The 13605-nt window shown below is 60.5% G+C and carries 3 protein-coding genes and 5 pseudogenes; 5 read left to right on the plus strand and 3 right to left on the minus strand.

The window, feature by feature from the left end; genetic code table 11:
- Positions 1 to 104: 104 nt before the first annotated feature.
- Positions 105 to 203 (minus strand): annotated as a pseudogene (locus NKJ58_RS29255) (IS6 family transposase); the annotation flags it as partial.
- Between the two features lie 144 nt (positions 204 to 347).
- Between NKJ58_RS29255 and NKJ58_RS29260 the strand changes: the two are divergent.
- The 3 genes and pseudogenes from NKJ58_RS29260 to NKJ58_RS29270 form a co-directional block, all read left to right on the plus strand.
- Positions 348 to 912, plus strand: a pseudogene (locus tag NKJ58_RS29260) (IS6 family transposase); the annotation flags it as partial.
- A gap of 398 nt (positions 913 to 1310) precedes the next feature.
- Positions 1311 to 1496, plus strand: a pseudogene (locus NKJ58_RS29265) (IS3 family transposase); the annotation flags it as partial.
- A 43-nt stretch (positions 1497 to 1539) separates the two neighbouring features.
- The gene (locus NKJ58_RS29270) at positions 1540 to 2061 is read left to right on the plus strand and encodes a hypothetical protein (protein WP_352854525.1); all 522 of its coding nucleotides are present in this window, start codon (positions 1540 to 1542) and stop codon (positions 2059 to 2061) included.
- Here NKJ58_RS29270 and NKJ58_RS29275 read toward each other — a convergent pair.
- Positions 2055 to 3083 carry a hypothetical protein gene (locus NKJ58_RS29275; protein ID WP_352854526.1) on the minus strand — a complete coding sequence of 343 codons (1029 nt, stop codon included), beginning with the start codon at positions 3081 to 3083 and terminating at the stop codon, positions 2055 to 2057. The genes NKJ58_RS29270 and NKJ58_RS29275 overlap by 7 nt on opposite strands.
- A 143-nt stretch (positions 3084 to 3226) precedes the next feature.
- Positions 3227 to 3993, minus strand: a pseudogene (locus NKJ58_RS29280) (IS6 family transposase).
- Positions 3994 to 4600: 607 nt separating this feature from the next.
- On the opposite strand from NKJ58_RS29280, the gene NKJ58_RS29285 reads away from it, so the two are divergent.
- Both NKJ58_RS29285 and NKJ58_RS29290 read left to right on the plus strand, forming a co-directional pair.
- Positions 4601 to 12214, plus strand: coding sequence for a non-ribosomal peptide synthetase (locus NKJ58_RS29285; protein ID WP_352854528.1), 7614 nt, complete (start codon positions 4601 to 4603; stop codon positions 12212 to 12214).
- 176 nt (positions 12215 to 12390) lie between these two features.
- A pseudogene (locus tag NKJ58_RS29290) lies at positions 12391 to 12874 on the plus strand (transposase); the annotation flags it as partial.
- Positions 12875 to 13605 lie beyond the last annotated feature (731 nt).

Here is a 13605-nt window from a genome sequence, read left to right on the forward strand (position 1 = left end):
CACCTTTGGAGGCTAGATGACCAGTGCGCGGGTGTCTGGATTGGCGTGTTGACCTGTCATGCTCTCCATCAGTACATTGGATTGAGGGATCCGATGTCACGTCGGCGCAGGCTCAAGGGGAACCTGTAGTAGAGCCAGACTGCATTGGCGATGATCTGCGGCGGGAAACGATGGCGGTTGTAGCTGACGGTCGCGGTGTTCATGCCATCGGTCTATGCCGCAAATCCCTGAACGCGAGTTAAGTTGATAACGCCCACAAAGGACCTGATCGATCGGCACCAGTCGATCAGTCTGGCAAGCCCATCCAAAGACGAATGCTGGCCGCGATCAACAGCACAACCAAACTTTTCCTGACGAATGCGCGTCTGGTCGAGGAAATGCGGCTGGAGCGCGGGATCGTGGTTTCGTATGAGACAATCCGCCGGTGGGGCATCAAGTTCGGTCCGGATTACGCTCGCCGCTTGCGCCGCAAGCAGCACAGCCGAAACGATGTCTGGCACCTGGACAAGATCGTCATCACCATTGCCGGCAGGAAACACTGGTTGTGGTGGTGGCGCGCCGTCGACCAGGATGGCCATGTGCTCGACGACATCGTCCAGAACCGCCGCAATACCAAAGCGGCCAAGCGCTTGCTGACGCGGCTGCTGAAGAAGCAAGGCATCTCGCCGAAGCGCATGATCACCGACAAGCTGCTGCGCTCCTATGGAGCAGCCAGGCGACAGGTGATGCCGCACGTCGAGCATTGGTCGCACAAGGGATTGAACAACCGGGCGGAGCATGCACTTCGTTTCGATGTTTTCGGCTCTGCGCAATCTCTTCGTCCCGCCCCGCTCAAAACGCTCCGCTCTGGCTACACATATTCACCGCCTGCAGGCCACGGCGGAATGGAAAGCTGCGGCCATGGTCAGCTGACATCAGCGGCCGCAGGTCTCAACGCGTGTATATGCAGACAACGTGACATCGCCTGCGTCGCGCGCCGCCGTGGGCGAGAATGGCGTTATTTGCGCGGAGCTGGACGACGGATCAACGGCCCTCGGATCCGATCATGAGCCCTCGCCATCCCTCCTGTCCCGACTCGATCTGTCGGGTCGCTCCGCGATACTGGCTACGGCCAATGGCACGCCAGCCATTCTCGCGGCAGTCCGCAAAGGCGCAGCCTCAATACTCATTGGTTTTCGCTGCGAAACCTTGATGCGGTTGCCCGGCGCGCACTCGCGGAGGCGTCATCGCGCAATGCAGACGTCACGATCATCTGCTCAGGCAAACTGCGCAACTCACGTATCGCGATTGAAAATAGTTAGTTCGCACTGAACTACGAGAGCCATGACCAACTGCGCCAGCATCTCGCCGATTTCGTCTTAGCCTATAATTTCGGCCGTCGACTGAAGACCCTCAAGGGCCTCACGCCCTTTGAATACATCTGCAAAATCTGGACAAAAGAGCCCGAACGATTCAGGCTCGATCCAACCCATCAAACCTTGGGACTAAACACCTAGCAGCACCGACGCCATCAGATTGATTAGTGGCCGACCTCGCGTCTTGGCGACAGCAGATCTTAGCCCGGAAGGCATCGCCTCGCTCCGCGAAATCAGCGAGCTTAATTTGCTCGGCTGGGCAGCCGGCGAGTGGTTCTGTGATCGCAAGCAGCTAGTGGACGCAATCGCTGAAGCTGAGGTCGTGATAGCGGGATATGAGTGTTTTGACGAAGCGCTACTGGCTGCCGCGCCACGGCTTCGCGCCATCCTCGTGATTGAGCTGGAGTTTAACTTAGCGGTTCTCCATTGGCGCTGGAAGCCACCGCAGAGCCATAGCTTGAACGGAGGAGGCCGTCCTCGCGACGGGGCCGGAAGGCCGGTGGCAACTGGGAGGTTCGTTGCCCAACCAGCTTCCTGGCTGCGCCGCAACGCAGCCAGGATAACACGTGGTGATAGCGCCGATTTTTCGCTTCGCGGCCACGGCGAGGGCCCCGCTACAGCGCCAAAACCACTCGTTCGCGACGATCACCAGCGGCGGAAAGGTCTCGAAATTGCAATGGCCGCCATTTCGGCTTGCGACTACTGAATATTCCCCAGTAGCGTCGTCATGGCGAGGGTCATGGCGCTAGCATAGCTATCGAGATCCTTCACCTCAAACAAGAACCGATTTGACTCTGCATCGGCGTCCGTCCACGTCGGCACCTCATTCGGATCGCATTTGATGTCGACGGGACGGAAGCCAAAAACCGCATCGTCCGTGTTGGAACTTGGAATGATGTTGCCCGCCTTGTCCACGGCTTGAGACACCATGTGGAAAAACCCGGCGGTGCACCACATATCACGATCGGCACGAAAGGTCACGAAGCTCGGTACGTCGCTCCGGGGTGCCAGCAGCGGCTGTAGGTAGCGTGCATCTGTCCGCCCTTCGAGGGAATAGGTGAAGTAGCTTTGGAGGGCCGGCGACAACTTTGACAGAATGTCGCGCTGCTTGAAACGGTATAAAGTACCATACCGCTCGACCGTTCCCTCCGCCTCCTGCCAAATGGTCTCGAAGCATGGCATCCAGTAAATCGGGCAGGGTATGTCGAACGTGGCCGCGTACGCGGCTGCATTTAGTTCGACATTGTACTCTATCCCTCCCTGCTTCGCGACATCGGGATGGCCCGTGCCGGCGTTGAGGTAGATGCCTGCGCATTTGTTACGGAAGAGATCCGGATCAAGCTTGGCCGCAATGGCGAGATCGCGGCAGGAACCTACGATGCTGATATAGGCCGGCCCTTCGCTGCCGCGAAGATAGCGGAGGAGAAACTCCGCGCCGGCGCGGTCGCGCCTGGAAAGGGTAGCAAGCGACGCCCGGTCATGCGTGTAGGGAACCGATGAACCGACAGCCATATGGGTCGGCAACCCCGTGAGGTAGCTTAGCTGCGCAATGCCGGTGACGTCGGGACTGCGGCCCGGATAGTGATTGGGCGGGAAGTCAACCAGTACGCCGCCGAGTTCGAGTTGGCCCGATGCGGCAAGAGCATAGACGCAAGCAAGGTCCCAGTGATCGTCCGGATCGATATAGGGACGAAACAGGTCGGTCTGGTGAAGCAGTCTTATGGTCATGCGAATCCTCTAGATTTTCTTTGACGCCCGAAATCGCAACCGATTGCGTGAAGAAGCAGCGCCTACGCTAAGTCATTATTTGCAAGAATGCAATAATCTAATATTACGAGCAATACACGCGTTGAGACCTGCGGCCGCTGATGTCAGCTGACCATGGCCGCAGCTTTCCATTCCGCCGTGGCCTGCAGGCGGTGAATATGTGTAGCCAGAGCGGAGCGTTTTGAGCGGGGCGGGACGAAGAGATTGCGCAGAGCCGAAAACATCGAAACGAAGCGTTACAGTGCTCCTGGTGATCGGAAGCCTTGCTCATCCGCTCCCGTTTTCGCAGCGGCGCATGTGCATTCTCCGCCCGGTTGTTCAATCCCTTGTGCGACCAATGCTCGACGTGCGGCATCACCTATCGCCTGGCTGCTCCATAGGAGCGCAGCAGCTTGTCGGTGATCTGCGCTTCGGCGAGATGCCTTGCTTCTTCAGCAGCCTCGTCAGCAAGCGCTTGGCCGCTTTGGTATTGCGGCGGTTCTGGACGATGTCGTCGAGCACATGGCCATCCTGGTCGACGGCGCGCCACCACCACAACCAGTGTTTCCTGCCGGCAATGGTGATGACGATCTCGTCCAGGTGCCAGACATCGTTTCGGCTGTGCTGCTTGCGGCGCAAGCGGCGAGCGTAATCCGGACCGAACTTGATGCCCCACCGGCGGATTGTCTCATACGAAACCACGATCCCGCGCTCCAGCCGCATTTCCTCGACCAGACGCAGGCTCAAGGGGAACCTGTAGTAGAGCCAGACTGCATTGGCGATGATCTGCGGCGGGAAACGATGGCGGTTGTAGCTGACGGTCGCGGTGTTCATGCCATCGGTCTATGCCGCAAATCCCTGAACGCGAGTTAAGTTGATAACGCCGCGGCAGATGCTTGACAGCGATCCGCAATTGAACGGTCGATTGACAGCGCTCAATCGTCCTATGTCCGACGATGTCCGATAAGCAACATAGCAGTGTTAGGCTATCACATTGGTTGAGAACGATTTCTCCTTTGGCACGGTACATGCGTAGTCCTCTACAAGGCGCATAGACTGAGGAGAGGTCGACCGATGATCACGCCCACCGGAGACTCGGACGAGGTTAAGCTGGCAGCTGCGATGCTGCCGGAGACGATATTTGGAGCCCTGGGTGGTTGCCGGGCACTTGGGGAAGATGTGGCTCCGCGCAATAGTTTCGTTACCGTCAAAGCACGCCATATAACACAAGCGACTGTGGGCGCTGTTACCCCCGAGCAAATCCGAACCAGTGTGATTAGTTTGGGCCGCTACGTGCCGCGACGCCTGGGTCGGGCACTGCCCGGCCTACTGGGTGGACTGCTGGAGGGGTGAAGATGGCAAATCGGTCTTCTCCAGTGCGCGCAGGCGCTTGCGAACCAGGCGATCAGGATAGGCATGCTGCAGCGCAATCGATCTCCTCCAGCGTCTTTGTTGGCAGTGGTACGCTTGCTATCAGCTGCGCTCAGCTGGCAATTGAGATGGGCCACGTCATTGGCGCGGCCCTGTGTGGCGATGCCAAATTTGCAGAGTGGGCGGCTCGCGCCAACATCCCCCGCATGGCGAGCGTTGAAGAACTCTGCTCTCTTTTGAAGGCTGAGCCGGTGGATTGGATTTTCTCCGTCGCCAATCCGCTGATATTGCCACCGGACGTGTTTGGGCAAGTGCGTCGAGCTGCTTTCAACTACCACGACGGTCCATTGCCACGATATGCAGGAACGCACGCGACGTCCTGGGCGCTGCTGGCGCAAGAGACCGAACATGCCATCACGTGGCATCGTATCGATGATGGTGTTGATACGGGTGACGTCGTGGTCCAACGCCAAGTGCTGATTGCGCCTACCGATACGGCACTGACCCTGAACCTCAAATGTTATGAGGCAGCTCTCGACGGTTTCCGCGAGCTTTTAACTGGCCTCAAGAGCGGGAAGCTTATTGCTTATCCGCAGGCGCTGCGGAACAGAAGCTATTTTCCGAGACGTCGACGCCCAGATGCGGCAGGCTGTCTGCGATGGGATCGATCCGCGCAAGATCTGTCAGCGATGACGCGGGCCCTAGATTTTGGGCCATATCATCCCAATCCATTGTGTTTGCCCAAGGCTCTCGTAGGCGATGGGGTTGTCACAGTCAGATGCCTGGAGGTGCTGCCTAAACGCTCGGGCTTTCCGGCAGGTTGCCTGCTTGAAATCCACTCCAGCCATTGGCGTGTGGCGACGGGTACGCAGGATATTGATGTTTGCTTTGGCAGCTTAGTTGGTCAGGTTCTAGACGCGCGAGCCCTCGCCAGGCACTTTGATGTGGATGAAGGTGATCGCCTTCCGATCTTAAGCGATGATGAGGCGCGGAGCATAACTGCCACCCATGAATTGCTGGCGCCTCGGGAGGATTTTTGGCGACAGCGGCTAGAGCAGTTTAAAATATTGCAGCTTCCTTTCCTGTCGTCGTCCGCGGCTGAGGCGCCGCCCAGATGGCAATCGAGTTCGTGGTTCATTCCAAGTGCTTTGGCTAAGCTGGCGCCACATGATCGCACGGAATGCTTGGTAACGGCTTGGCTGATCTATCTCGCCCGCATCACGGGAGAAACAGAGCTTCAACTGGGATGGACGCCTGCATCGGATAGATCGCAAGTTGGCTCTAAAGCGAGGGGGGTGCTTATCGCCTCTGTCGCGCCGATGGAAGTTACCATTGATCTTGCACATGATTTTGAAGAACTGCGCAAAACGGTGGCAGCCGAATGCGCTCAGTTGAGGGAGCGCGGTAGCTTTGCGCGGGATCTTATCGCGCGCTTGCCCACAGTGGGAAGTGTGGAGCCCCTACGGTCGCACCAGCCCTGGCCGATTGGCCTCACAATGACGACAGACAGCTGTTCCGTCCCTGGTGATTTGACGTCGAGCCAAAGTGCTGGGGCAGGCCTATGCGGCGATTTGCTGACATTTGAGGTCTGCGTTCAGGACGGGAGCTTTCGATGGCACTTTGATGCAAGTCGACTAGCGCCGAAGCAAATCGGCCGTATGACACAGCATTTGCAAACTTTGTTATATGGTGTGACGGCCGATGCAGGGCAGCCGGTCGGCCGGGTTGAGCTGCTGCCGGCCGACGAGCGGGCCTATCTTTTGGAGGAATTGAACCGGACGGCGGCGGCCTATCCGTCGGAGCGGTGCATCCACGAGCTGTTCGAGCAGCAGGTGCGCCAGGCGCCGGAGGCGGTGGCGGTGGTCTGCCAGGACGAGCGCCTGAGCTATGGCGAGCTCAACGCGCGCGCCAACAGGCTGGCGCATCATCTGATCGCACTGGGTGTGAAGCCGGACCAGCCGGTGGCGATCTGCCTGGAGCGCAGCCTGGCGATGGTGGTGGGACTTTTGGCGATCCTCAAGGCGGGGGGTGCCTATCTGCCGCTGGACCCGGCCTATCCGTCTCAGCGGCTGCGGCAGGTTCTCGGCGATGCCGCCCCGAACCTGTTGCTGGCCGATGCGGCCGGACGCGCAGCACTGGGCGCCGAGGCGCTGGCCGATGTGAGTGTGGTCGAACTGGATACGGCGACCCCGGCCTGGGCCGAGTTGCCGGCCTCGAACCCGGACCCGCGCACCCTTGGCCTCACCGCGCGCCATCTCGCCTATGTGATCTACACCTCAGGCTCAACCGGAACCCCAAAGGGCGTCATGGTCGAGCATGGAAGTCTGGTGAACTACTTGCATTGGTCGGATCGCAGCCACTACGAAGGAGCGTTGAACGGCTCGCCGATGCTGCTGTCGTTCAGCTTTGACGGCAGTATCACAACCTTATTCGGGCCTTTGCTCGCGGGTACCAAGATTCGTCTTGCCAACTCCATTGCCCAAATGGATGCGCTTGGTGTCGACGAGAATCAGACCTATGATCTTGTCAAGCTGACGCCTTCGCATCTTAGCCTGCTGAACAAGAGGCTTGAAGGGTATAAAGGGCCGGCGCCGACCAGAGCGCTCATGATCGGGGGCGAGACATTAATCCCGGCGGATATACAGTTTTGGCAAGAGCGTTTTCCGGCCGTGCGCCTGATCAATCATTTTGGTCCGACAGAAGCGACGGTTGGGTGTGCGACATTCGCAATGTCTGAAGCTGTCGAGGGGTTAAGCTCGATCCCGATTGGCCGTCCGATTGCGAACACGCGGGTGTACCTGCTGGATGGTCATGGTGCGCCCGTTCCGTTCGGGACGGTGGGTGAGCTTTACATCGGCGGGGCAGGCGTTGCGCGTGGCTACCTCAACCGTCCCGAGCTGACGGCGGAGCGGTTCATCGCCAGTCCCTTTGTGGACGGCGATCGGCTGTACCGGACCGGCGATCTGGTGCGCTACCTGCCGGACGGCAATATGGAGTTCCTGGGCCGCAACGACGACCAGGTGAAGATCCGCGGCTTCCGCATCGAGCCGGGCGAGGTCGCCGCACGGTTGAACGAGCATGAATGGGTGCGCGAGGCGGTGGTGGTGGCGCGTGAGGACCGCGCCGGTGACAAGCAGCTTGTCGCCTATGTGGTGTGTGTGCCCGATGCCGGCTCGGACGAGGACGATGGAAGCGGAGTTGCTGGCGCCTTGCGCGGTCATGTCAGCGAGCAGCTGCCGGACTACATGGTGCCGTCGGCCTTCGTGCGGCTGGATGGGCTGCCGCTGACACCGAACGGCAAGCTCGACCGCCAGGCGCTGCCGGCCCCCGACGACAAGGCCTATGCGCGCACCGCCTACGAAGCGCCGCAGGGCGAGGTCGAGACGCTGCTGGCCCGGATCTGGCAAGAGCTGCTCGGCCTTGAGCGGGTCGGCCGCCACGACCACTTCTTCGAGCTCGGCGGCCACTCGCTGTTGGCCGTGCAGCTGATGGAGCGGCTGCGGCGGCTGTCGCTCGGGGTGGAGGTGCGCACCCTGTTCGCCCGGCCGGTGCTTTGCGATCTGGCCGCCAGCCTTGGCAGCCATCGCGAGGTGGCGGTGCCGGCCAACCTGATCGGCGAGCAGAGCACTGCGATCACGCCGCGGATGCTGCCGCTGATCGATCTTACCCAGCCGGAGATCGACCGGATCGTCGCCACGGTGCAGGGCGGGGTCGGCAACATCCAGGATATCTATTGCCTGTCGCCGCTGCAGGACGGCATCCTGTTCCATCATTTTCTGGCCGGGCGGGGCGATCCCTACCTGCTGGTCTCGCAGATGGCCTTCGCCGATCGTGGCCTGTTGGAGCGCTATCTTGGTGCGGTTCAGCAGGTGGTGGATCGTCACGACATTCTGCGCACGGCCTTTGTCTGGGAGGGTCTGTCGAGCCCGGCGCAGGTGGTGTGGCGCAAGGCGGCCCTGGAGGTGCGCGAGGTCGAGCTGGATGAGGATGGCGTTCCCGGTTCCGAGCAGCTGAAGCGGCGGTTCGATCCGCGCCAGTACCGAATCGACCTTGGCCGGGCGCCGTTGTTGCGGTTTGTGATCGCGCGTGAGCCGGGCAGCGTGCGCTGGCTGCTGTTGGAGCTGCTGCACCATCTGATCGGCGATCACACGACGCTGGAGGTCATGCATGCCGAGGTGCGGGCCGTGCTGGAAGGTCGCGGGCATGAGCTCGCCGCACCGCAGCCGTTCCGCAAGCTGGTGGCGCAGGCGCGGCTGGGGGTCGATGCCAAGGCGCATGAAGAGTTCTTCCGGGCGATGCTGGCCGACATCGACGAGCCGACGCTGCCGTTCGGGCTGAGCGAGGTCCATGGCGACGGCAGCGGGGTTGGCGAGGCGCATCGGATGCTGCCGCAGGCGCTCAACGATCGGCTGCGGGCCCAGGCGCGGCGGCTAGGGGTGAGCCTGGCCAGCCTGTGCCATCTGGCCTGGGGGCAGGTGGTGGCGCTGAGCAGCGGGCGTCAGCAGGTGGTGTTCGGCACGGTGCTGTTCGGCCGCATGCATGCCGGTGCCGGCGCCGACCGCGCCATGGGCCTGTTCATCAACACCTTGCCTGTGCGCCTCGACCTCGACGGCACCGGAGTCGAGGAAAGTGTGCGGGCAACGCATCGCCGGCTTTCCGAGCTGCTGGCGCATGAGCATGCCTCGCTGGCGGTGGCGCAACGCTTCAGCGGCGTTGCGGCGCCGGCGCCGCTTTTCGGCGCGCTGCTGAACTACCGCCACAACACGCCGGAGCGCATGGCCGGTTCCGGGACGGAGGATGGTCGGTCCGGCGTGGAATGGCTGGGCAGCGAGGAGCGCACCAACTATCCGCTGACCTTGTCGGTGGAGGACTTTGGCGAGGCGCTCGGCCTGACGGCGCAGGTGGCGGAGCCGTTGTCTGCGAACCGGATCTGCGGCTACATGCAGCGTGCGCTCGAGCAACTGGCTGAGGCGCTGGAGCATGCCCCCAATACGCCGGTGCGCAACCTGGACATCTTGCCGGCCGACGAGCGGGCCTATCTTTTGGAGGAATTGAACCGGACGGCGGCGGCCTATCCGTCGGAGCGGTGCATCCACGAGCTGTTCGAGCAGCAGGTGCGCCAGGCGCCGGAGGCGGTGGCGGTGGTCTGCCAGGACGAGCGCCTGAGCTATGGCGAGCTCAACGCGCGCGCCAACAGGCTGGCGCATCATCTGATCGCACTGGGTGTGAAGCCGGACCAGCCGGTGGCGATCTGCCTGGAGCGCAGCCTGGCGATGGTGGTGGGACTTTTGGCGATCCTCAAGGCGGGGGGTGCCTATCTGCCGCTGGACCCGGCCTATCCGTCTCAGCGGCTGCGGCAGGTTCTCGGCGATGCCGCCCCGAACCTGTTGCTGGCCGATGCGGCCGGACGCGCAGCACTGGGCGCCGAGGCGCTGGCCGATGTGAGTGTGGTCGAACTGGATACGGCGACCCCGGCCTGGGCCGAGTTGCCGGCCTCGAACCCGGACCCGCGCACCCTTGGCCTCACCGCGCGCCATCTCGCCTATGTGATCTACACCTCAGGCTCAACCGGAACCCCAAAGGGCGTTATGGTCGAGCACCGGGGAGTGGTGAATCACACAACTTGGCAGGCGGATCGATTCCGGCTTGCTGCCCACGACATTTTCTTGCAGCGAACCTCCCCCTCTTTTGATGCCGCGGTTTGGGAGCTATGGACAGCCTTGTCGATTGGGGCCCAATTAACTCTTCTCCCCTTCGACAGCCAATTAGATGTCCGAGCAATTCTGGATATAGTAAATAAGTATCGGGTGACAGTACTTCAGTTGGTTCCGTCGCTGCTTTCGGCATTGACAACGGGTGATGACGTTCATCCCAAGCAAGTCCGTAGTTTACGTTACACATTCTGCGGCGGAGAGCCGCTCCGGAATGAGCATGTAGCTAAATGGCTGCAATTGGCATCGCGGCCACTTGTCAATCTCTATGGGCCTAGTGAGGCAACGATTGACGCGACCGCCTGGGTGTATTCCGCTGGATTAGACAGGCCAGTTGTCCCGATCGGGCGTCCGATAGCGAACACGCGGGTGTATCTTCTGGACGGTCAAGGTGCGCCCGTGCCGTTTGGGGCGGTGGGTGAGCTTTACATTGGCGGGGCAGGCGTTGCGCGTGGCTACCTGAACCGCCCCGAGCTGACGGCGGAGCGGTTTCTGGCCGATCCGTTCAGCGATGGGGCAGGCGCGCGGATGTACCGGACCGGCGACCTGGCGCGTTATCTGCCGGACGGCAATCTGGAGTTCCTCGGCCGCAATGACGACCAGGTGAAGATCCGCGGCTTCCGCATCGAGCCGGGCGAGATCGCCGCGCGGCTTTGTGAGCACGACCGGGTGCGTGAGGCGGCGGTAGTGGCGCACGAGGACCGCGCCGGCGACAAGCAGCTTGTCGCCTATGTGGTGTGTGGACCCAATGCCGGCTCGGACGAGGACGATGGAGGCGGGCTTGCCGCCGCCTTGCGCGCGCATGTGAGCGGGCGGCTGCCGGACTACATGGTGCCGGCTGCGTACGTGCGGATCGAGGCGCTGCCGCTGACGCCGAACGGCAAGCTCGACCGCAAGGCACTGCCTTCGCCGGCCGACGACGCCCATGCGCGGGCGACCTATGAGGCGCCGCGCGGCGAGGTCGAGACGGCGCTGGCGCAGATCTGGGCGGAGCTTCTGGGTGTCGAGCGGGTCGGACGCCATGACCACTTCTTCGAACTCGGCGGACACTCGCTCTTGGCGGTGCAGCTACTCAGCCGAGCATCAGATCTTGGACTGAAGTTTAGCGCGGCTGAACTCTTTCATGCTCCTGTCCTGAAGGAGCTTGCATCGAGGGTCGAGATTGACTTTCACCGTCATAGACCTGGCATTCTACCCGTTCGTGTGACAGGATCTCAACCGCCGCTCTTCTTTGTTCCCGACGGTGAGGGCGATTGTTCCTATGTCATCAGTTTGGTAAAGGAAATGAACATAGACTGTCCCGTCTATGCTTTGCCATGGCCGTCTTCCGATGAAGCTCGTTCACTGTCCCTTGAAGCGATTGCTGACACGGTCATACTGGCAATCAAAGAAATTCAGCCGCAAGGTCCATACCGCTTTGCAGGATACTGCTCGGGTGGCATCTTGGCTTACGCCATAGCCCAGCGCTTACTGGGTCTGGATAAAGTCGTGTCTTTCATGGCGTTCATCGATGTTACGCTAGTTGCAAATCCACCGAGCATATCCCCCTCTCAGATCGTCCGAAATATCGTATTGGAACGTTTCGAATCCTTGGATGATGAAAGCTTCGAAGTGTTGGAACGCTTTGCTGGACAATGTTCAATTACTCAGCTGCTTGAAAAGGCACAAAAAATTGGGGCGATACCTCCGGATCGTGATCTCCACGATGACGTTCTGATGTTTGAAAGAATCGCCCAATTTCATAGGGCGCTGCAGTCGTATCAAGTTCCGTCCCTGCCAATTGAGATTCATCAGTTTTATGCAGCTGATCCTTTCCTCAGCCGTCGTGTGCGACTGGGCGAGAGCTCAATTGGCCCAGAGGCAAGATCGCTCATGCGCGGCTGGGACCGAATTTTGAGTGCGGCGGCCATCCATGCAGTTCCAGTCCCAGGCAATCACGACACGATGATTGTAAACCCAGAAAACCGCAAAGAGCTGGCACGCATGTTATCAAGAGCCTTAAACAGTTTCGCAGACAACACACGCTATTGAGAGGTGACGTGACGCGCTTGCCCCGCCCCAACTCTTACCACCCATGAACTTGCTTGCTCCTTACCGCGAGAGGCGATGAGAGCATCTAACCGAATAAATACGGGTGCCAACCTACACCCGACAACGGACTCTTTTCGTTTGGCTCGCGACGGTATGCACGATCTCTGAAGCCGGATTTTGTGCGCCTGGTGCGGGCGATCCGGAGCAACTGGCCGAGCACCCGGATTCTGATCCGGCCGACAGCCACTATTGCAGTCCGCAGATCATGGATTGCGCTAACGATGTCGACTTCATCCTTGGCGAGGCGCCTACCACGACCCTACGCAAGCATGTCGCGGATCTGGAAGGCCGCTCGCGGGCGCGTTTTGAAGCGTCGGCGAAGACGAACAAGGTCCGCCGGTTCAAGGAATTCCTGGACGGCGCCGCCACTTTGAGCCGCGTCGAGCACTCATCGCCCGCGTCAATGTCGGCGCCCAAGGGGCCGACAGCCGCTTCATCGTCACCAATCTTGCAGGCGGAATAGCCAAGGCGCTCTACGAGGATTCTACTGCCGGCGCGGCCGGGAACCACATCAAACCCTGGAAGACGCATCTCGCCGCCGACTGCACATCCTGCACAAGAGCGACGGCCAATCAGTTCCGGCTGTTCCTGTATGCCGGCGACGCGGGAAAGTTTAACAGCGCTACGCGCCATCTCCGCATCGATCGACAGCTCGGTCGAATAGCCCCGCACTCGATGCTGAGAGCCGTCGCAATCAATGACTGTGTGCCAGGCATCCAGCTGGTACCAGTTGCCCGGCGCTGTCTCAGCACAGAATCCCTCTGAGAGAGCTGATTCATGCGCCATTCAGCCACGGTCAGCGTTGTCCGATACCGACAATGTCGGGTACGCAACATGCCACAGTTGTTTTAAATGCTTTTTTGTTTTGGCACGCTACATGCAGGCTATTCGAAAAACGATCTGCGGAGAAGTCGTCTCATGGCTCCGAAAAACCGCTGACTTACGCCACCTCCCAAGGCGTACCCGGCCCGGCAGCGAGCTCAGCCTCCTGCCGGGCATTCGGTTTCACCCCTGGCGTTCAGAAGTTGAAGTTGGGGGGCGTCAATGTCCGCGGCGAATGGAATATGAGAACGCAATCTCAAGCCGACTCGAGAGGGATTTCCGACGGCATTAAGAAGCGCCGGATACGGGCTCAAAGAAAGGAGAGCAGCTCTCGTCTCTCGCATCTGCATGCAGTCAGCTTTTACTCTGTGTTGCCGCATCTCAATGAGCAAAAGCCGTGCCAGCACGCTCAGCGCGCAGTACGCGCATGATTACGCTTTGAAAACCTTCGTGTGCCAAGATGGCCGGTTGTAGAACCCGACATGTCTTCTGCCGCTGACAGGTTTTGG

The sequence above is a fragment of the Mesorhizobium sp. M0139 genome, from assembly GCF_040322455.1.
GTDB lineage: Bacteria > Pseudomonadota > Alphaproteobacteria > Rhizobiales > Rhizobiaceae > Mesorhizobium.